Origin of the sequence: Micromonospora sonneratiae (assembly GCF_042679305.1) — a bacterium.
GTDB classification, from domain to species: Bacteria; Actinomycetota; Actinomycetes; order Mycobacteriales; family Micromonosporaceae; genus Micromonospora_H; species Micromonospora_H sonneratiae.
Map to the genome: position 1 here is coordinate 1 of NZ_JBHTMP010000048.1, position 20,707 is coordinate 20,707.

Below are 20,707 nucleotides of genomic sequence, written 5' to 3' on the forward strand. Positions count from 1 at the left end.
GGGCCCGGGCCGGGCTGGCGACGGCCGAGGAACGGATCCGTAGTGCCTGGCGGGACTTCGACACCGCCCGGGACGGGGTGGCCAGGCTGGGACCGCCGGTCGCCGACCGGGACGACGTGGCGGCGGCCTGGGCGACGATGTGTGACTGGGCCACCGCCGAGGTGTTGCGCCGGCAGGCCGCCCGGGTCGACGCGGCCACCGCGGTCACCGACGCCGACGCCGCCACCGAAGCCGTACGGGACCGGGTCGGTGCGCTGTTCGCCGCCGCCGGTCTGACCGTCGACGACGACCCGACGCGGGGTGCGGCGGTGGCCGTGGAGCGGGCCGAGGCCGAACACCGACGGCTGACCGAACGCCGTGAACAGGCCCGGGAGCTGACCGAGCAGCGGGCCGGGCATGAGCGGGACGCCCAGGTGGCCAGGACGCTGGCCGGCCATCTGCGGGCCAACAACTTCGAGCGTTGGCTGCTGGCCGAGGCGCTCGACCTGCTGGTGGACGGGGCGTCGCGGATCCTGCGGGAGCTGTCCGCCGGCCAGTACGAACTCGGCCACGACAAGGGCGAGTTCTTCGTGATCGACCACCACGACGCCGGGCTGCGTCGGGGCGTACGGACGCTCTCCGGCGGTGAGACGTTCCAGGCCTCGCTCTCCCTGGCCCTGGCCCTGTCCGAGCAGTTGGCCGGCATGTCCGCCACCCCGGCCAGCCTGGAGTCGATCGTGCTCGACGAGGGTTTCGGCACGCTCGACGTGGCCACCCTGGACATCGTGGCGGCGACCCTGGAGAGTCTGGCGGCCAAGGGCGACCGGATGGTCGGGGTGGTCACCCACGTGCCGGCCCTGGCCGAACGGGCACCGGTCCGCTTCGAGGTACGCAAGGACACCCGTACCGCCCACATCGAACGCGCCGGCCTGTGAGCGCGAGGAGCGAACGTGCGAGCCCCGCAGCCGCGAACGAAGACTAGTCCTCGAGACATGCACCAGGAGGCACCGTGACCCGCTGGCATGTCGACGGCTGGAACCCGGCCTATGGCACCTCGTTCGAGCAGGGTGAGGCCGGTGGTGGGCCGACCGCCGAGAGCAGCGCCCAGGTCAGGACCGACATCGAGGTCAAGGCCGACCAGTGGCAGCCACTGTCCGCACCGGCCGGGCTGACCCCACCCCCGGTGGTGCTGCTCGTCGACGGGGTACGCCGCATCGACGCCGGCCTGTGGAGCCGCGAGTCCGATGGCACGTCGTACCCGGGGATCGCCGCCTCGTACGCGGCCGGGGTGGTCCGCTGCGACCTGGCCCGGGGTGCGGCGAACCTGGTCGCCCGCCGGGTCGGCCGGGGCCTGTTCACAGCCAGCCAGGAGGCACCGGATCTGGTGGCCGGTACGGTCCGCTACCGCGTGCACCGGGTCAACACCAGTGACGTGGCGAAGCTCAGCCAGACCGTGCAGGGGCCGCTGACCGAGTTGGAGGTCGAGGTCTCCGTCGAGGCGCGCCGGGCGACGGTGGCCGACGACGACCTGCTCATCGTGGACGGGCCGCTACGGCGGCGACGCAACCTGCCGCGCACCCTCGGCTACGTCAAGACCCAGCAGGGCAAGTACCTCTCGGCCCAGCTTGTCTCGGTGGTGACCTCGCTGAAGCCGGGTCAGCGATGCCCGGTGTTCCAGGTCGGTACGGCCTGGGGCGGCTACTCGTGGTATCTGCGGCTGCCCGGCCCGTCCGGCGCACCGTGGGCCGGCATCGTCCGGGTCGAATGCTCCACGGAGGTGGGCGAGGACGAGGCGATCCGGTTGGCCGACCTGTCCCTGGTGACGCTGCCACCGTTCGCCTCGACCTCGTACAAGGATCCCCGGGCCCCGCAGAACCTGATCCCGATCGCCGGCCTGGAACGCCGGCTGCGTAGCCTGCTCGGCGACGCCCGTCTGCTGCACCGCGCGCTGACCGTCTCCGCCGCCCGGGCCTGACGGCAGGAAGGGCCCCTGTCGCTTCCGGTAGCGGAAGGGCCCCTCCCGACGACTCGCACCGTGTGGGCGCTACCCCTTGACGGTCAGCAGCGGTCGGAGTTCAGCCACCGGTTGGGCCACGTCGGCCCGGCGGAGACTCTCCACCACCGGCCCCACCTCCTTGTACGCCCACGGCGCCTCCTGTTTCAGGTCGCGACGCCACGCGTCGATGATGTCCCGGCGGACGGCGACGGCGGGGTCCCGCTGGTCGAGTGGGGTGACCACCCGGAACTCCCGCAGGAAGGCGTCCAGTTCGGCCTCGCTGCCCCGGGCCGCCACACCCCGCGGAATGCTGCGTCCGGCACCGTGGCAGGCGCTGCCGAGTGCCCGGGGGTTGCCCTGTCCCCGCAGCAGGTAGCTGGGTGCACCCATGGAACCGGGGACGATAACCGGCTCGCCCCACAGGTTGCCCGGCACCGCTTCGCCGTCGCCGACGCCGCCGGCCGGGGTGGCCCCCTTCCGATGGACCACCACCCCGTCCGCCCCCGGCCACAGCAGGTTGTGCGGGGCGTCGTAGACCAGCTGCGAGCGCAGCTCACCGGCGACACCGGCGAGTCCGGCCCGCATCATCAGGGCCAGGAAGAACCGGTTTCCGATGGCGAAGTTCGCCGCGTTGGCCAGGGCGGTCAGATAACGCTCCCGCCCCGGTGCGCTGCGTTCGTCGAGCAGGATCGGCAGAATCCGGTTGCGTGGCATCGGCACACCGCGCGGCCAGGCCGCGCGGGCCTGATCCTGCCCGGTGGCGTTGGCCTGGTGTCCCAGGGACAGCGAACCACTGTGCACCATGAGCACCACCCGGCCCGGGGCCAGCCCCCAGGCGTACGCGGTGGGTCCATCGTGGATGACGGAGACGTACTGCAACTCCGCGAAGTGGTTGCCGCCACCGATACTGCCGATGATGCTGTCGTAGCTCGTCCCGCCGCCGCTGGTGATCCAGTCGCGGAAGCCGGCGGCGGAGGCGACCGGATAGCCGGCGGCGTGCAGTCGCCCACCCGGATCGGCGAGGTCGTCCGGTCCGACCTGCCGCCAGGCCCCCACTGCCCCGGCCGGCACACCGTCGGCCAGCAGTCCGGGCAGGCCCTCACGCAGCAGGCCCTCACGCTGGCCGGCGGTCAACCCGATCCGACGTCCGCCCTCGAAGAACAGGTGGCGCAACTGTCGTTCGAGCCGGTCGAGGTGCGGGCGGACCTGGTCGACGGTCAGTGAGGTGGCCTCGACCCGCATCCCGCAGTTGATGTCGTTGCCGACCGCCTGCGGGATCAACGCACCGACGGTACGCAGCACCGTACCGATCGGGATGCCCGCTCCCTTGTGGAAGTCGGGGGTGCAGACGACCCGGTCGATGCGGGGCTCGACGTCGGGATCTGTCCCGGCCCTGGCCAGTGCCCGCAGGGTCGCGGCGGTGTCCAGCACGGTGAGCAGTTCGTCGATCGCCGCCGACTCGATCGGAACGTCCGGGCCGGCACAGATCTCGACCGGGATCTCCGCGGGGTTGGGCAGGGTGAGCCAGGAGTCGTCGGTACGGACCAGTCGCGGGTCGAGCCGCTTGGCAGAGGACATACGGAGGGGCCTTTCATGGCTGCTGAAACTGGGTATGCGCCAGTGACACGCGCGCTGGCGCATGTCGACGAGGTGGGTCGCCCACGGAAGGGTGGGATCGAGCCCATGTGTGGTTGTGTGCCCGACGGTTCAGCAGCCGCGAGGTCCGACCAGCATAGGGAGCGTCCCCGGACGACCGCCACCCGATTTGTCGTCGGCGCCGCGCCGGCCCGGCCGCCGGATGTTCCGCCACCGGCCAGCCGTCTCGGGGCGCCGGATGATCCGCCACCGGCCAGCCGTCTCGGGCACCAACCTCCGGCCACCCGGCAACCGGGAACCGGTCGCCGGAGATACTGGCATCCGTGGCACGTAAACGGGGAGCTGACCGGGTGGTCGGCCAGGTCGACACCGGGCTGGCCGAACTGGTGCCGGACCCGGACCGGACGCGCTCGTTCACGCTGCTGCTGGACGGAACCCCGCAGTCACACGTCGACCTGGCCGACCCGACGCACCTGGAGTTCGAGTACATCCGCCGGATGGCCGCCGCCATCGACCTGCTGGCGCCACCGGGCCAGCCGCTGCGCGTACTGCACCTGGGTGGCGGGGCGCTGACCCTGCCCAGGTACGTCGCGGCCACCCGCCCCGGCTCCAACCAGCGGATCGTGGAGGTCGATGGCGGGCTGGTCGACCTGGTACGCCGGGAGCTGCCCTGGCCGGCCCAGGCCCGACTGCGGGTCCGGGTGGGCGACGCACGCACCGCGCTGACCGAGGCCCGGGATGCCTCGTACGACGTGATCGTGGCCGACGTGTTCGCTGGTGCCCGTACCCCGGCGGCCCTGACCTCGGTGGAGTTCGCCGGTGAGGTGGCCCGGGTGCTGGGGTCTACCGGTAGCTACCTGGTCAACGTCGCCGACGGCCCGCCGCTGCGGTACGCCCGTTCACAGGTCGCCACGGTACGGGCGGTACTGCCCCGGGCCTGCCTGGTCGCTGACGCCGCCGTGTTGCGTGGTCGCCGGTACGGCAATCTGGTGCTGGTCGCCGGCCGGGTCGAGCCACCGGTGCCGGAGTTGACCCGGCGCGCCGCCGGGGACTGGTTCCCGGGCCGGGTGCTGGCCGGTGACGACCTGGACCGGTTCGTCGGCGGTGCTCCGGTGGTCGTCGACGCGGCGGCCCAGCCGTCGACCCCACCGCCACCGGGTGCGTTCAGCATCACCCGTTGACCTTCCCGGGGCGGGGACACCGGGCGACTGGCCTGCGGCGGGACGTGGCAGAGTGGGCCGGTGACCGAGACCGAGCCGGTGGCGACCCGGACGTTGCGTCCGCCGGAGGGCTACCACCTCGCCGGCTCGGTCCGATTGCTGGCGATGGGAGCGCACGACCCGTGTGCCCGGTTTGTCAATGAAACGTTCTGGTGGGCCACTCGAACGCCATCTGGTCCCGGCACGCTGTCTCTGCACCGAATGGGCGGGGAATTGGTCGCGGCCGGATACGGCCCGGGTGCGGAATGGTTGATCGAGCGGGCCGACGCAATTGCCGGACTGACCGATGACGTGTCCGGTTTCGCCGAGTTGGCCGAGTCCCATCCTGTTGTCGCCCAACTGGCCAGGGAATACCGGGGCATCCGTCTTCCCGCCACCGGCCAGATCTTTCCGCGGCTGCTTCGGGCGATCTGCGAACAGAAGGTCACCGGCAAGGAGGCGTTCCGGGCGTACGCCGCGACGGTCCGGCACTTCGGGTCCCCCGCTCCCGGTCCGGTACGCGGGCTGTGGACTCCGCCCGAGCCGGCCGCTGTCGCCGCCGCGCCGTACTGGGTCTTCCATCCGTTCGGGCTGGAACAACGTCGGGCGGAGACCCTGCGTAGGGCAGCGATGGCGGCTGACCGCCTGGAGCGCTGCACCGGTTCGACGGAGGCCACCCGGCGCCTGACCGCCATTTCCGGTATCGGGCGGTGGACCGCCGCCGAGGTGGTACGGATCGCCTTCGCCGACGCCGACGCGGTCAGCGTCGGCGACTTCCACATCCCGAACACGGTGGCCTGGGCGCTGGCCGGCGAGGCCCGGGCGGACGACGCCCGAATGCTGGCGTTGCTGGAACCGTTTCGCGGGCACCGTGGGCGGGTCTGCGTGCTACTGGCCGTCGCTGGGTGGTATGCGCCGGCTTTCGGCCCGCGGAAACCACTGCGATCGTTCGCCCGATTCTGAGTTGTCTCGGCATTACCGGCGTCCTATGTGCAGGTCTTGGCCTTTGGCACGTGGTAGGTGAAGTGGTGCACGTTTTGTCCGCGTGACAACTGATGCAGCCCTATGCGGGCGCTGCTGTCCCCCCGGATTCGGGCACAGCAGCGCCATCAATCGGCTCGCGCCCCACAAAAGATGCACCGAATGTGTAGTTCATTCACGAACACCCTCACCACCCTGAACATCGCCTTACGGTGACTATTAATGGCTACAGCCCATTTTGTAGCCTTCCGCGCTACCTGCGGTGGTGCGGCCGTGTCTCGTATGGAAGAAGAGCAGGAGAAGCCCGATGTCCGAGCAAAACGGAAATGTCATGGACTCCGGCCAGCCAGCAGCACGGAAAAAAAGGCGGAGGTCCCGCTGGTTCTTAGCGGGGGGCCTGGTAGCGGGCAGCCTGGTGGCCGGAGCCGCCGGCCTGACCGGGGTGTTGGCGATGAACGGTTCGGATAGCACCGATCTGGGGCTGCCGAAGCTGCCCGGCACCTTCAACAGCGCCCGCCCGGCCGGGGACGCGGAGAACAGCAGCAGCCCGAACGGTAACCGCCGGGACAACCAGGGACAAGAGGGCCGGAAGGGCCGTGAAGGCGACGAGCGCCGCAACGGTGACGAAGGCCGTGAGGGTGACGAGGGTCGCGAGGGTGACGAAGGTCGCGAGGGCGGCCGGAACGGCGACGACTGGGACGGCCGGGGCAAGGGGCACGATGATGAGGACAAGGATGCGACGCCGGTGCGTTGCAACTCCGACGACCTCATCGCCGCGATCGTCCGGGCCAACGCCCGTGACGGCGGCACGCTCAAGCTCGCCCACAAGTGCACCTACACCCTCACCCTGAACCAGGCCGGAAGCGGCCTGCCGACGATCGTCCAGCCCATCACCATCAAGGGCAACGAATCGACGATCGTCCGCGCCGCAAATGCCGCCAACTTCCGCATCTTCAACGTGGGCAGCGGGGGGCGCCTCACCCTGCTCAAGCTCACCGTCGAGGGTGGCCAGGACAACAGCGGCACCGGCGGCGGCGGGATGCTGGTCCAGACCGGCGGCAGCGCCAAGGTCATCCACAGCGCCTTCAAGCGCAACCAGACCAGCACCTCGGGCGGTGGAATCGCCAGCTTCGGCACCACCCACGTCACCAACAGCACCATCACGCACAACAGCGCGGTCCTCGACGGCGGCGGCATCTGGAACCGCCGGGGCTCGCTGTCGCTTGAGGACTCCTGGCTGACGTTCAACAACGCCGGCCGCAACGGCGGTGGCCTCGCCAACAGCGGCGGGGTGGCCACGTTGCACAAGACCGGGATCACCCACAACACCTCCGTGCTGTTCGGCGGCGGTCTCTACAACGACGACAACGGCACGGTGCTGGCGAAGAACAGCAACATCGCCAACAACAACACCATCGGCACTGGTGGTGGTGTCGCCAACATCTCCGGCAGCGTGACGCTCCGGGACAGCACGGTCACCCGCAACACCGGCACCGTGGGCGGCGGCGGCATCTTCAACACCACCACGCCCCTGAGCAGAAGCACGCTCGTGGTCGAGAAGAGCGTGATCAATGCCAACACCACTCGTGGCAACGGTGGCGGCCTGCTCAACTTCAATGCCCTCACCAACACCGCCAACGTAAGCGCCGTCCTCCGGGAGACCGAGGTCGACCGCAACAACGCCATCGGCTCGACGTCGCAGGGCGGTGGAATCTTCAACCAGAACAGCTCGCTCTCCCTCACCCAGACGCGGGTGACCGAGAACACCTCGACCTTGCCGCCCGGTGGAATCTTCACCAACGTCCCGGTCACCGTGGACAGCAAGTCGATCATCATCAAGAACCGGCCCACCAACTGCGTCGGCAGCACCGTCGCAGTGCCCAACTGCTTCGGCTGAACCCCAGTCGATGAGCTGACCGGGCACGACGGTCGGTAGGGAACCAGGCGCATCCGGCTCCGCCCGGGCTGATCAGCCAGATCGGCTCGGACCGGGGCCGGATGCGCCGTTTCCCGTACGCGGGATCGGCGATCTCCCGTACACGGGATGCCGCCGTTCTCGGTACGGCCTACGCCGACCCCGGGCCGGCCCGCTCACAGCGCCGCCTGAGGCCGTCCGCCTCCATCCGCAGGTAGCGCCGGGTCAACGAGGCGGTCGACAGACGTACCAACGGGGCCAGCAGGCCCGAATGTTCGATGCTGAGCTCGACGCGTACGCGGCCGGGACCGATCGGGACGATGCGGTGGGCAGCCACCGCGGTCACCCCGCCACTGGTGTTGGTCCATACGAAACCGGCCCCGGGGTCCAGTTCGGTCACCTGCCAGACCATCGTGGGAAGTCGGGGCTGTTCCACCCGGGCCCGGCTGCCCACGGTGAACGGCCCGTCATCGAGCCGTTGCACCCGTCGGACCGAGTCGGTCCACTCCGGCCACCGCTGTACGTCCGTCCACACTGCGAACACGGTCTCCGGCTCAGCGGCGATGTCCGTGGAATCGGCTATTCGCATGCCCAGAGGCTAGCGCCGACATCGAGCTACGTTCACCCGTGGCGGCAGTGCGACAGGCCTGTCCCGAAGCGGTCGGCGGGTTCGCCGTCGGGTCAGCCGACCTCGTGCAGGTCGGCCAGGGTCAACGGCGTACGGGCGCGCAGCAGCGCCTCCAGTTCGGTGACCGTACGGACCTCACCGAGCACATCCCGGCCACCGCCGAACTCGACCCGGTAGACCCGGACCAGTCGGTAGAGGTATCGACCATGGATCCGCTCGACGCTGACCTGCCAACGTCCGCAACAGTCGCAGACCCATCCCCGCACCCGGCGAAGATAGCTCCGGGCGGCGCGTTCGGCCGACCGCCCGCAGTGGCGGAAGTGACCGACGATGCGGATGGGGTGGATTGGACGACTGATCCGAGTGAACTCGGACACGGCATTGACGGCTGACTCCATCCGTGAACCGAAACCGCCGCTCAATGCCGTTTTTCGACATACCTGTCTGGTTGACTGGTCGGATGCAGCTGCCGATCAATCCACCGGTCGAACCGATGCTGGCCAAGAGCGTGCCGAACTTCCCCACCGCCGAAGGCATGACCTACGAGCCCAAGTGGGACGGGTTCCGGTGCATCGTGTTCCGCGACGGCGACGAGGTCGAGCTGGCCAGCCGGGGCGGCAAGACGCTGACCAGATACTTCCCGGAGGTCGTCGACCAGGTCCGACGACAGCTCCCGGCCCGCTGCGCGATCGACGGGGAACTGGTCGTGATCCGTCGCGACGGTCCCGACAACGCGCCCCGGCTGGACTTCGAACTACTCAGCCAGCGCATCCACCCGGCGGCCTCCCGGGTGACCATGCTGGCCGAGACCACCCCGGCCGACTTCATCGCCTTCGACCTGCTGGCGCTCGACGACGAGTCACTGGTCGACCAGCCCTACACGGTGCGCCGGGGCCGGCTGGAGACCGCACTGAAGAGGATCACCCCGCCGGTCCACCTCACCCCGGTCACCACCGACCCGGACACCGCCCGGCGCTGGTTCGACATCTTCGAGGGCGCCGGCCTGGACGGGCTGGTCGCCAAACCGGCCGACCTGCCGTACGAGCCGGGAAAGCGGCTCATGTTGAAGGTCAAACACGCCCGCACCGCCGACGTCGTGGTCGCCGGCTTCCGGTGGCACAAGTCCGGCCCGGTGGTCGGCTCGCTCCTGCTCGGGCTCTACGACGACGCCGGCACCCTGCACCACGTCGGCGTGTCCGCGTCCTTCACCGCCGCCCGACGCGCCGAACTACTGGACGAGCTGGCCCCGTACCGGGAGAACGTGGTGGATCATCCGTGGGTGGGTGGTGACGAGTCCACCGGGCAGCGGATCCCGGGCGCGCCGAGCCGGTGGACCGGTACCAAGAACCTGGAGTGGGAACCGTTGCGTCCGGAGCTGGTGGCCGAGGTCGGTTACGACGCGATGGAGGGCGAACGGTTCCGCCACACCGCCCAGTTCGTCCGCTGGCGGCCGGACCGTCAGCCCCGCTCCTGCGGCTACGCCCAGCTCGACCGGCCCGTCCGCTTCGACGTCGACCAGGTGTTGGCCGGCGATCCGGCGGCGACGTCCTGACCACCCATCCCTACGGGTTAGCCTGGTGATCGAGAAGCCAGGAGGGTCAGTCACGTGGTGTTCCGTAGTACGTCGCGGTACGGCAGCCGGTTCGCGCTGGCCGGCATCCTCGCCGCAACGCTCGTCGTGTCCGGCTGCACCCTGCCGAAGTTCGGCCGCAGCGACAGGAACGACGGAACCGGGCAACCCGCCGGATCCGGCCCGACGTGGCGCCCCTGTCCGGAGATCGCCAAGGAGCTGACCGGCCGCACCGCGCCCGGAATGACGTACGAGTGCGCCACCATCGCCGTACCCCGGGACTGGAGTACGGCGAACACTGCCGGTGCCACCGCGAGCCCCGGGGCACCCGACACCTTCGACATCGCCCTGCTGCGGGCCCGCTCGAACGGGCAACGTGACCGGATCGGCTCGCTGGTGGTCAACCCGGGCGGCCCGGGCAGCTCCGGCATCGACACGGCGGTCTACCTGTCGTTCGGCGAGGCGTTCGGCGGGCTGCCCGACGAGGTGACCCGACGTTTCGACATCGTCGGTTTCGATCCCCGTGGGGTGGACCGGTCCAGCCCGATCAAGTGCATCTCCGATGCCGACCTGGACGCCTCCTTCGGCTCCGATCCGGACCCGGAGAGTCAGGCCGCGTTCGACGAGTTGGTGGCGTTGAACAAGCGGATCGGCACCGGCTGTGGCGACAAGTACGGCGACCAGCTGCGCCTCTACTCCACGGAGCAGGCCGCCCGGGACATGGACGCGATCCGCACCGCGGTCGGCGACGAGAAGTTGACCTACCTCGGCTACTCCTACGGCACCCTGCTCGGCGCGACGTACGCCCAGCTCTTCCCCCGTAACGTGCGGGCGTTGGTGCTCGACGGCGCGGTGGACCCGCAGCAGGACTTCGTCTCCGGCTCGGAGGGTCAGGCCAGGGGGTTCGAGCGGGCGTTCGACAACTTCGACACGTGGTGTGGGCAGACGCCGGACCGTTGTCCGATCGCTCCGGGCGCCCGGGCGGCGGTGACCACGGCGATCGACAAGGCCCGGGTCTCCCCGGTACGGGGATCGGACGGCCGCGAAGCCACCTCCGGTTGGGTGTTCTACTCGGTCATCTCCTCGCTCTACAACGAGGCGAACTGGCCTCGGCTGGCGAAGGCGATCGACGACCTGGCCGGCGGCGACCCGAAGGGCGTGTTCAACCTCGCCGACCAGTACGCCGACCGCGACCCGGACGGGCACTACTCGAACATGTTCGACGCCAACCTGGCGGTCAACTGCGCCGACGAGGACGCCAAACCCAACCTCAAGCAGATCCGCGACCTACAGGACCGCTGGCGTACGAAGTACCCGCTGTTCGGCCCGTCGCTGGCGGTGGGGCTGCTGAGCTGCGCCGAGTGGCCCGGCCAGCGTGATCCCTACCCGACCGGACCGGCCACCGGCTCACCACCGATCCTGGTGGTCGGTACGACCGGCGACCCGGCCACGCCGTACGAGCAGACCCCGAAGCTCGCCAACATGCTCGACGTCGGCGTGGTGCTCACCTGGGAGGGCGAGGGACACACCGCCTACCCGCAGACCAGGTGCATCACCGAGGCCGTCGACGCGTACCTGATCGATCTCACCGTGCCCCGCGACGGGCTGCGCTGCCCGGCACGCTGACCGGTCGAGTCGTCGGCGACGTCAGCTCGACATGTGCCGGCAGCGCTCCTGCTGTCGGCAGCAGGGATCGGACCGACCCCAGCGGACCGTACGTAGGTAGGGCCACGTCCGCCAGGTGAGCCAGAACAGGATCCCGAACCCAGCCACAGAGAACAACAGCGTGTACGGGCCGGGCGGCACGGCTTGAGACAGCGCTATGCAGGCAAACGCGGCGCTGAGCTGTAGACAGTGGAGGCCGTACGCCCGCACCGACCGGAACGGAGCGAGCCCACGCCTGGGAGCCCACCCGGAGATCAGCACGAACACACCATACGCAGCGAGGACAGTGCACAGAATCAGATTTCCGAAGAGTGCAAGATCGTTGGTCCCGGCCATGGAATGCCTCCATACCGACGGTGGTGAGCTACGCAGGACTCTAGTTTTTGGCGGCAAGTAGGGGCACCGGGCGCAGGGCGACGGGAAGCTGTCGAGCTGGACGCATCAGCGGGGCACACCACCCGCGACACCAACGCCCGACGCGGGGCCAACGCCCGACGCGGGGCCGACGCCCGACGCGGGGCCGACGCCCGACGCGGGGCCGGGCCGGTGCCGCTCGATGCTCACACCAGGACCGGACGGGACGGAAGGACCGGACGGGACGGAAGGACCGGACGGGACGGGAGCCGGAGCCGGCACAGGAACGAGCGGGAGCACAGACGAGGCAGCTCGACAGGCCGCCGGGAGCAATCCCCCGACACCCACACCGGCCTCGCTGACGGGCACCCCGGAACAGGGCGAGCAGTTTGCGTCAGGCCGCGTCGCGGGGCTCGTCGTGGGGCTCGCCGCGGGATGACCGGCGACTGTTCAGCCGGACGCGGTGCAGCCCTTCACGCAACTCGTCGTCACTCATGACCAGGTAGACGAGACCACAGTCCTGGGGACCGGTCACGTCGACCTGGCACAGGGTGCACGGCTCTCCCGGTCGGATCGGACACCTCGCATCCGGCCGGATCCCCGAACGACTTCCCATGGCTCAACCGTGCCAGGCAGGTCTACCCGGGCGGTAGGGTCGATCGCCCCCGGCCGTCCGACCCGATCCCCCCATCGCGTCATGATGCCCCCAGTCGGCCGTCCCCGGCAGGTACCCCGACCTCGGCACCAATGCGCTGTGCCATGATTCGATCATGAGTGAGGTCATCTTCCGGGCTGCTCAGCGGGCCGACGTACCGATGATCGTGGCGATGCTGGCCGACGACGGGCTCGGCAGGGGCCGGGAGGTGGTGGGCGAGGAGGTCGATGCCGCCTACTGGGCCGCCTTCGAGGCGATGGCCGACGACCCGGACAACGTACAGATCGTCGCGGAGGTCGGTGGCGAACCGGTCGGCACCATGCAGCTGACCTTCATCCGCTCCCTCACCCGCCGTGGTGGCCTACGCGCCCAGATCGAAGGCGTACGGGTACGCGCCGACCAGCGCGGTGCCGGCCTCGGCCGTACGATGATCGAATGGGCGGTGGACCAGGCCCGCGAACGCGGCTGCAACCTGGTCCAACTCACCACCGACAAGCGACGCGCCGACGCGCACCGCTTCTACACCTCGCTGGGCTTCCAGGCCAGCCACGAGGGCATGAAGCTGAACCTGTAAGCGTTACGAAGGTCGACAGTCTCCGTTACTCCTCGACCAGCCGACCGTCACGCAACACCAGGGTCCGGTCGGCGAGGTCGATCAGCGCCGGATCGTGCGTCGCCACCAGCGCGGTCATCTTCCGGGCGTGCACCACCGCCCGCAACAGGTCCATGATGGACCGTCCGGTCTCCGAGTCGAGCTGACCGGTGGGCTCGTCGGCGATGAGCAGTTCCGGATCGTTGGCCAGGGCCCGGGCCACCGCCACCCGCTGCTGCTGGCCACCGGAGAGTTCGTTCGGCCGCTGCGCCGCGTGTCCGCCCAGCCCGACCAGTTCCAGGAGCACCGACACCCGCTCCTCCCGTTCCGCCGCCGGCACCTTGGCCAACCGCAGCGGAACGCCGACGTTCTCGGCGGCCGACAGGATCGGAATCAGCCCGAAGGTCTGGAACACAAAACTGACGGTGTCCCGGCGCAGATCGAGCAGTTCCTGCTCACCGGCGGCCGTCACGTCCCGGCCGGCAACCGTCACCCGGCCGGCGCTCGGCCGGTCCAACCCACCGATCATGTTGAGCAGGGTGGTCTTGCCCGCCCCGGACCTCCCCCGGACCGCCACCAACTCGCCGCGCTCCGCCGTGAAGGACACCTCCTGGACGGCGTGCACCGCCCGTTCACCGCTACCGAAGGTGCGGCTGACCTTCTCGACAGAGACCATTTCCGTGCTCATGCTTTTGTCTCGTTTCGCTCGCCGGGTCGGACTTCGACGTGGTCGGTTTCCAGGTTCAGCCGTACCCGGTCACGCAGGGACAGCGCATCGACGAAGGACGCGGGCAGCTGCATCCGTCCGCTCCGGTCGAGCACCGCGTACTCCTCGCTGACCAGTTCGGTGCTCCCGTCCTCGGCCGTCCGGGCGGTACGGCGTACCTCGGAGGCGGTCCGACCGTCGCGGATGGCGATGGTCCGGCGTACCTGGTCGGCCACGGCGTGGTCGTGGGTGACCACGACCACGGTGACGCCCAACTCCGCGTTGATCATCTGCAACGCGCCGAACACCTCCGCGCCGGTGGCCTCGTCCAGTTCGCCGGTGGGCTCGTCGGCGAAGAGGACCTCCGGGTCGTTGGCCACCGCCACCGCCACCGCGCATCGCTGCTGCTCACCACCACTGAGCTGACCCGGCCGACGGTCGGCGCAGTAGCCGACGCCGACCATGTCCAGCAACTCACGGGCACGCTCCCGCCGGGCCCGGCTCGACCGCCGGCCGGTCAACTGCATCGGCAGCTCGACGTTCTCCAGCGCCGTCAGGTAGGGCAGCAGGTTCCGTCCGGTCTGCTGCCAGACGAAGCCGACAGTGTGTCGCCGGTACCGCAGTCGGCTGCGGTTGGACATGGTGAGCAGGTCGTACTCGGCCACCCGGGCGATTCCGGCGGTGGGGGTGTCCAGACCGGAGAGGATGTTGAGCAGGGTCGACTTGCCCGAGCCGGAGGCACCCACGATGGCCAGCAGTTCGCCCCGGTCGATCACGAGATCGAGGCCCTGGAGGGCGACCACCTCGACGCCCTCGGTCTTGAAGATCCGGACCAGGCCGTCGCAGACGATGTGTCCGCGTAGCCGGTCGGCACCCCCGGCCCGCGCCGCGGCCTGCTGCGCCGCCCGTTGCTGTAGGGCCGCAAGATCCGGTACGGCGGTACGCTCAGCGGTGGTTGTCACGGTGTCTCCTCTCCGAGCCGGAGTGCGTCGCCGAGGCGCATCCGACGGTTGATCGTGGTTTCCAGCACGGTGGCGACCAGTAGGGCAAGCACTCCGAACGCGGCGATGCCGCCGACGAGGGTGGGCTCGAAACCTATCCGCAACGGCACGCCGCTGGTGAAGGCGGACAACCCGAGCACCGGGGTGAGCAGTAACGGCAGTAACGTCCCGACGGCTGCACCGGTGAGCAGCGACACGCCGACCAGCGGCGCGAGTTCGACCATCAGCAGGCCACGTCGCTGCCCTTGGGACAGCCCCATCGTCCGTAGCCGGGACAGCACCCGCCCCCGGGCCCGCGCCCCGGCCAGGACCGCGAAGGCGATCGCCAGCAGTCCGAACAACGCACCGCCGACCGAACCGGCGGCGAACCCGAAGAAGAGCAGCCCGTTGGCTCCGCCCTCCTCCAGTCCCGCACGGACCACGGACCACTGGGTCACCGCCGACGGTCGGATCGGCGCCTGTCCGGTGATCAGGCCGGTCGCCGCGAACCGACGCTGCCCCTCGTCACCGACCTGCCGTAGCGCCTCCTCGTCGATGTCGGGCGCGGCGACCAGGAAGCCGGTCGGGGCGAGCTTCCGGTGCTCGGTGGTCGGCAGCGCCTGCCACGGCAGTACGACGAAACGGGTGGCCGATCTGCCTATCGTCGGGAAGGTGTCCGCCACTGCGGCGACCCGGAAGGTGTAGCGCAGTTCCTGCGGGCTGACCATGGCCGGGCCGGACAGCTCGGCGGCCACCTCGGAGGAGACCAGGGCGGGCACGGGTCCGTCACCGACGGCTGCCCTGGCCAGTGCCTGTGGCAGGTCCAGCTCGACACCCGCCTCAGCGGCCACCCGGGTGAACAAGGACATGTCAACTATCAGGACGTACACCTCGCTGAGCCCGCTGGCACCGCCGTCGGCCAGCCGGATCGGCTGGCTCGGCTGGGCCACCACCCCGGCCACCGCCTGGACCCCTGGCAGCGCGGCCAGTGCGTCGGCGGTGTCCGGCGCGAACCGGTCACCGGTGATCATCGCATCGGCGGGTACCACCAGGTTGGCCGCCCGGTTGCGACCGTCTTCGACCCCGGCCCCGACCACCCCGCAGAAGGCTGCGGTGGCCACCGAGACGATCACCACAATGAGCGGGGCGGCCACCGTCGAGCGCCCGGCCCGGGCGAAGCCGAGGAACGCCACGGTCCCCCGTCCCCGTGCCGTCAGCCGCCCGACCAGCCGCAGCGGCCACGGATAAACCCGCAGGACCAGCACGGCGGCGGCAACGGCCAGCAGAACCGGGACCGAGACCAGCAACGGGTCCACCCCGCCGGCCGCCAGCCCGCGTCGGTAGAGCAGGAACGTGCCGAGTACGGCCAACACCAGGACCGTGATCTCCACGGTCAGTCTGCTGCTCATCCGGCCTGGGCCGCGCGCCTCCCGCCGTACGGTGTAGCTGAATCGGCTGGTGCCCACCGCCAGCGGAATGGCCATCGTGGTGAGCACCGCGCCGAGTAGCGCCAGCCAGTGGGAACTGGTGGCCTGCCCCGGCGTGGCCAGGCCGAGCGCCCAGCCGAGGGCCACCGCTGCCGGGATCACCAGCAGCGCCTCGGTGAGACTTCGCCCGGCGATCGTGGTCATCGTCCCGCCACGTGCCCTCAGCAGCGCGAACTCGTCGCGTCGACGTTTGGCCATGAGTACGGAGGAGAGACCCACCAGCCCGCCGAGCGTGGCCAACACCCCGGCGGAGACCACGGCGAGGACGCTCTGTGCGGCAGCCAACGCGTCCGTGAACTCCCGGAGCACCACGTCGAGGCCCTGGTTGACCCCGATCCCCGCTTTCGCGATGCTGGTCAGGCGGACCAGGGAGTCGATCACCGGCTCCAGTTTCGCCGGTTCGAGCTGCTGCGGGTCGACGCGATACCGCCACCGGTAGACGGTGGGCTCGGCCGCCAGGATCGACTTGCTCCCCACGAAACTGCCCACCGCCACGACGGTGTACGGATCTCCGTCGTCCTTCGGCGGGATCGTTCGCAGCACGGGCGGCAGTTGGTCCCAGATGCCGTTCCCGGCGTCGTTCGGGCGGAAGAGGCCCACGACCGCCAGTTCACGTACCGGCTTGTCGTCCTTCGTCTGCCAGAGCCGGCTACCGGCCCGCAGTCCCAACTCGCGCGCGGCCTCCTCGGCGAGCGCCACCTCGAACGGGCTACCGGGTGCCGGCGCTGTTTCGGCCGGCCACCGCCCATCGACGAGGGTGGCCGCCGATTCGATTCCACCCATGACCCGCAGGGTGAGCTCGATGTCCGCGGTCACCTGCCTGGTGTCCGGGCCGGCCACGATGGTCGGGCGGGTCTGCGCGGTGAACCACTGTTCCCCGATGATCCGGCGGAGGTCCTCCGGCATCTCCCGCCGCAGTTCCTCCAGCATCTCGGGCCCGGGATCGCCGAGCGGCACCTGCATCTCGTAGGTGATGTCGCGACTGGCGGTGGGCCGACTGGCCAGATGCTCCCGCAGGCCCTGCTCGGTCAGCCGGTTGGCGATCCGGGGAACCGAGGTCAGCAACACCGCGACCACCAGCGCCAACGCCGCCAGCAGGGCGAAGTAGCCCCGGAACGCCCAGACTCGGCGTACGACCCCCAGGCCGGCACCGCGCTCGCTCATCGCTCTCCCCCGATCCGTAGTTGCGCTGCCGAGACCCGCTGGCGGATGGTGACGGCTACCAGGCCGCTGAACGCCATGGCGACCAGCAGCAGGCCGAGACCGGTGCCGCCGACCGGCAACCAGGGCAGTTGGAACGCCGGCTCAGGCATCGGCCGCCCGGCTGACGGCGTCAGGATCACCAGTGGTGCCATCGTCGCGCTGACCGCGGCACCCACGATCGACCCGACCACCACCCCGACCCCGGCGAGGAACGCCTGTTCGGTGATGAGCGACCTGGCCAACAGGCGAGGCGACGCACCGAGGGTGTTCAGTACCGCCAACTCGCTCATCCGCCGACGGGCCGTCGCCCAGACGTCGACCCCGAGCCCGACCAGGGCCAGCAGGATCGCCCCCAGTGCGGCCGTGAGCAGACCGGCCCGCGCCCCGATCCAGTACGGCTCCCGCTCGGCCAGTCGCGCCTCCGCCAGCCGGTCCAGCACCATCACTTCGGGAATCTTCGCCGCCGCCGCAGCGGCGTCGTCGTGCTGCCCGTCGACGGTGGAGAGCCACCATTCCGACGTTGGCCGGATGGTCATTTCGTCGTGGAGCAGCCGGGTCGCTGCGGATGGCAGGTCCAGCAGTACGGCGGCGGTGGCCGAGTCGGTGCCCGGCAGCGAGTCCGCGGTCCCGACGATCCTGATCGGCAGCGTTGCGCCCGACAGTGGGAGTTTGACCGTGTCACCGATCTTGGCGCTCATCTTGTCGAGCGCATCGGGGGTGACCACCGCCGGCACCGGAGCATCCGCCGGATCGACAACGATCATGAACCGGGCGAAGGTCACAAGTCGGTTGCCGTACAGCGAAAGGCCACCGCCGTTCTGGGGCACCGGGTAGAGCGCCCGCAGCGAATCCGTGGTGCCGCCCGGGAGGGGGCTGTTGATCTCCTTGCCGTCCACCATGGACCACTTCCCGGCCCCGAGGTCCACCGGCTCGCTCGTCCCACCCGTACGGGACAGCCGCAGGTCGGTCAGCTGGACCTCGTACGACGGGGCGGCGGCTGCACCGGCGTCGACCTCGATCCCGACGAACCGCAGGCGCTGTCCCCCGGCGTCCGGTAGGTCGATGGCGAACCGGGCCGGCTTGCCGTCGGTGCCGGTGGTCGGCAGCGGCACCCGGCGGACCGACCCGTCAGCGGTAGCGAAGTAGGCGGTCGTGGTCACCCGCTGCGGACGGCCGAGATCCACGGTGGGGGTACTGACGCTGCCGGTGAGCTGCCGGGCGTCCGGCGGCAGTTCCAGCCCACCGCCGTTGATCCGGGCCTGCGCCAACCTGTCGAACACGGCCTGCGGTGAATCAGCGACCAACTGTTCGCTGAGCCGTACCGTCCCGCCTGCGGCGGCGGCATCGAGCGCCAGCACGGTGGCCGAGGTGTCCTGCGGACCGATCCGGACGCTGTCCTTCCAGGCCGGCAGTGCCCGGCTCACCCCGGGCAGGGTGGCGAGCTGCGCGGCCCGGCCGTCCGGGGCGGTGCCGTCCCGCTCGACGAGACGCAGGTCCGCGCCGACCCGGTGATCCGCCTGGTCGGTCAGTGACCGCTCCCAGGTGGCGCTCAGTGAGAAGGCGAGGGTGCTGCCGCCGACGGCCAGCGCCAACAGCAGCACCGGCCCGGCATGCGGGCGCCGCCCCGCCTGCCACATCCCGAACATGGTCGCCGTCCAGGGCCTGCGGTCCACGAACCGCTCGGCGAACCGGGTGGCCGGCGGCAACAGGCGCAACGCGATCACCGCACCGGCCAGCACCCCCAGGATGGGTGCGGTCGCCAGCAACGGGTCGATACCGAGGCCGTCCCCGGCACCGACCAGCGGGGAGGAGTACTGCCGCAGTTGGGTCCAGGCCAGGACGGCCAGCCCGACCAGCACGATGTCCACGCTGGCCCGCTGGACGGTCGCCGAACGGTCGGGGCGGGACCGGGCGGCCAGGTCCGCGATGTAGGTGGCCCCCTGCCGCAACGCCGGGCCGAGCATCGTCACCAGGCAGCCACCTGCGGCTGCCCCGGCGACCGCCCAGGCCAGCAGGGTGATCCGCGGATCGAGTTCCAGGCCGGAAAGGAAGTCGCTGCCGTCGGCCAGCCGCAACGCCTGGCCGCTGAGCACCGGGGCCAGCAGGGCGCCGGGCAGGACGACCAGCGCGGCTTCCCGCGCGGCCAGCCCGGCCAGCTGACCCCGGGCCGCCCCCCGGGCCCGCATCAGGGCGTTCTGGGCCCGCCGGTCCTCGTTGAGCAGCGCGGCGACCAGCACCAGCGCGTACCCGCCGAGGACGACGATCAGCAGCAACGGGGTGAGCAGGGCGGACCGGCCGACCATGTCGGCCCGGGTCAGCCGGTCACCGAGCCGGTCGATGTTGGTGAGTACCTGTCCGGAACTGCCGAGCCCGGCTTCGTCGGGCAGCTTGGTGGCGATTTCCGCGGCGGCCCGGGCGGCAGCCGTGATCGCGGCGGCGTCGGCCGTCGCCAGCTCGGGTTCGACCAGCCAGGCCGCTGAGATCGTGCCGGTGAAGGTACGGGCGAAGTCGGCCTCGTTCAGCACCAACGGCCCGTAGGCGGCCCCCAGACTGGCCACCTCCGGAGCCAGCCGCCAGTACGGGTCACGCGTGTCCCGGGGGCGCCAGATGCCCGCGACGACAACCTCGCTGGCCTGCTTGCTGGCCCGGTCGGTGAGCGGAATCCGGCCACCGACGGTCACCTCCAGCAGGGCGGCCACCCGCTCCGGCAGGGTCACCGAGATCAGCTGGCCGCCCGGCGTCGGCCAGTCACCGGCGACCAGTTCGGCGTGTTCGGGCAGGTCCGCCAAGGAGACCATGGACGCGAACACCGGTTCCCCGGTGTTGGGTGTGCCCCCGCCGAGGTTGCCGGTCAGCTCCCGGCCGGTGCCGTACCGGGCCAGGGTCACGGTCGCCGGTAGGCCGCCGAGCCCACCGGCGAACCTGTCCCGGATCGCCGTGTCACGGGCGGCGAAGTCCGCTGGTGATCGGCCGCCGGAGCCGTTGACCAGCACACTCCGTTCCTCACTCGGCGCGACCTGCACCACGCTGCGTTGGCCAGCCTCTATCGCCTGCTGGTTGTAGGTAGCCAGACCGGTGACCAGGACCGTGGCAACCAGTGCCGCCATCCCGGCTGCCAGCAGCAACCCTCTCGCCTGACGCGCCCGCCGTATGACCAGCCTCATGAACGCCTCTCCGGGCTCCACCTCGGAACCGACGCCG

Annotated in this window: 16 protein-coding genes; 8 read left to right on the forward strand and 8 right to left on the reverse strand. The window is 70.5% G+C overall.

What is annotated here, in order from left to right; genetic code table 11:
* Nucleotides 1–914: SbcC/MukB-like Walker B domain-containing protein (locus ACFQ4H_RS25380; protein ID WP_377575038.1), on the forward strand; the 914-nt coding region annotated here is incomplete at its 5' end.
* 74 nt (nucleotides 915–988) lie between these two features.
* Entirely contained in the window at nucleotides 989–1,954 is a 966-nt protein-coding gene (locus ACFQ4H_RS25385; protein ID WP_377575041.1) for a hypothetical protein, read from the forward strand.
* A gap of 69 nt (nucleotides 1,955–2,023) precedes the next feature.
* On the opposite strand, the gene ACFQ4H_RS25390 is transcribed toward ACFQ4H_RS25385, so the two are convergent.
* Nucleotides 2,024–3,553, reverse strand: coding sequence for an RtcB family protein (locus ACFQ4H_RS25390; RefSeq protein ID WP_377575043.1), 1,530 nt, complete (start codon nucleotides 3,551–3,553; stop codon nucleotides 2,024–2,026).
* A gap of 341 nt (nucleotides 3,554–3,894) precedes the next feature.
* Here ACFQ4H_RS25390 and ACFQ4H_RS25395 point away from each other — a divergent pair, with 341 nt between their 5' ends.
* From ACFQ4H_RS25395 to ACFQ4H_RS25405, 3 genes are all read left to right on the forward strand, one after another.
* The gene (locus ACFQ4H_RS25395) at nucleotides 3,895–4,752 is read left to right on the forward strand and encodes a spermidine synthase (RefSeq protein ID WP_377575046.1); all 858 of its coding nucleotides are present in this window, start codon (nucleotides 3,895–3,897) and stop codon (nucleotides 4,750–4,752) included.
* 60 nt (nucleotides 4,753–4,812) lie between these two features.
* Entirely contained in the window at nucleotides 4,813–5,733 is a 921-nt protein-coding gene (locus ACFQ4H_RS25400) for a DNA-3-methyladenine glycosylase family protein (protein ID WP_377575048.1), read from the forward strand.
* A 469-nt stretch (nucleotides 5,734–6,202) separates the two neighbouring features.
* The gene (locus tag ACFQ4H_RS25405) at nucleotides 6,203–7,648 is read left to right on the forward strand and encodes a right-handed parallel beta-helix repeat-containing protein (protein WP_377575051.1); all 1,446 of its coding nucleotides are present in this window, start codon (nucleotides 6,203–6,205) and stop codon (nucleotides 7,646–7,648) included.
* 169 nt (nucleotides 7,649–7,817) lie between these two features.
* Here ACFQ4H_RS25405 and ACFQ4H_RS25410 read toward each other — a convergent pair whose 3' ends face one another.
* Complete coding sequence (locus ACFQ4H_RS25410) at nucleotides 7,818–8,255, reverse strand: SRPBCC family protein (RefSeq protein WP_377575054.1); 438 nt, start codon at nucleotides 8,253–8,255, stop codon at nucleotides 7,818–7,820.
* A 92-nt stretch (nucleotides 8,256–8,347) separates the two neighbouring features.
* Complete coding sequence (locus ACFQ4H_RS25415; protein WP_377575057.1) at nucleotides 8,348–8,560, reverse strand: hypothetical protein; 213 nt, start codon at nucleotides 8,558–8,560, stop codon at nucleotides 8,348–8,350.
* Nucleotides 8,561–8,754: 194 nt separating this feature from the next.
* Here ACFQ4H_RS25415 and ACFQ4H_RS25420 point away from each other — a divergent pair, with 194 nt between their 5' ends.
* Together ACFQ4H_RS25420 and ACFQ4H_RS25425 are read left to right on the forward strand one after the other, a co-directional pair.
* Nucleotides 8,755–9,846: an ATP-dependent DNA ligase gene (locus tag ACFQ4H_RS25420; protein ID WP_377575060.1), complete on the forward strand. Its 1,092-nt coding sequence runs from the start codon at nucleotides 8,755–8,757 to the stop codon at nucleotides 9,844–9,846.
* A 57-nt stretch (nucleotides 9,847–9,903) separates the two neighbouring features.
* On the forward strand, nucleotides 9,904–11,490 hold the full coding sequence (locus ACFQ4H_RS25425; protein ID WP_377575146.1) for an alpha/beta hydrolase: 1,587 nt from the start codon (nucleotides 9,904–9,906) through the stop codon (nucleotides 11,488–11,490).
* 787 nt (nucleotides 11,491–12,277) lie between these two features.
* On the opposite strand, the gene ACFQ4H_RS25430 is transcribed toward ACFQ4H_RS25425, so the two are convergent.
* On the reverse strand, nucleotides 12,278–12,499 hold the full coding sequence (locus ACFQ4H_RS25430; RefSeq protein WP_377575063.1) for a DUF6767 domain-containing protein: 222 nt from the start codon (nucleotides 12,497–12,499) through the stop codon (nucleotides 12,278–12,280).
* A 154-nt stretch (nucleotides 12,500–12,653) separates the two neighbouring features.
* Here ACFQ4H_RS25430 and ACFQ4H_RS25435 point away from each other — a divergent pair, with 154 nt between their 5' ends.
* The gene (locus ACFQ4H_RS25435; protein WP_377575066.1) at nucleotides 12,654–13,112 is read left to right on the forward strand and encodes a GNAT family N-acetyltransferase; all 459 of its coding nucleotides are present in this window, start codon (nucleotides 12,654–12,656) and stop codon (nucleotides 13,110–13,112) included.
* 25 nt (nucleotides 13,113–13,137) lie between these two features.
* Here ACFQ4H_RS25435 and ACFQ4H_RS25440 read toward each other — a convergent pair whose 3' ends face one another.
* Genes ACFQ4H_RS25440 through ACFQ4H_RS25455 form a run of 4 tightly spaced genes read right to left on the reverse strand, consistent with a single transcriptional unit; the run spans nucleotide 13,138 to nucleotide 20,670 of the window.
* The gene (locus ACFQ4H_RS25440) at nucleotides 13,138–13,818 is read right to left on the reverse strand and encodes an ABC transporter ATP-binding protein (RefSeq protein ID WP_377575069.1); all 681 of its coding nucleotides are present in this window, start codon (nucleotides 13,816–13,818) and stop codon (nucleotides 13,138–13,140) included.
* A complete protein-coding gene (locus ACFQ4H_RS25445) occupies nucleotides 13,815–14,798 on the reverse strand; it encodes an ABC transporter ATP-binding protein (RefSeq protein ID WP_377575072.1) in 984 nt (327 codons plus the stop codon). Before ACFQ4H_RS25445 ends, ACFQ4H_RS25440 begins: the two co-directional genes overlap by 4 nt.
* The gene (locus tag ACFQ4H_RS25450) at nucleotides 14,795–17,467 is read right to left on the reverse strand and encodes an FtsX-like permease family protein (RefSeq protein ID WP_377575075.1); all 2,673 of its coding nucleotides are present in this window, start codon (nucleotides 17,465–17,467) and stop codon (nucleotides 14,795–14,797) included. Before ACFQ4H_RS25450 ends, ACFQ4H_RS25445 begins: the two co-directional genes overlap by 4 nt.
* Entirely contained in the window at nucleotides 17,464–20,670 is a 3,207-nt protein-coding gene (locus ACFQ4H_RS25455) for an FtsX-like permease family protein (protein WP_377575077.1), read from the reverse strand. The genes ACFQ4H_RS25450 and ACFQ4H_RS25455 overlap by 4 nt, the downstream gene beginning before the upstream one ends.
* Nucleotides 20,671–20,707: the final 37 nt, after the last annotated feature.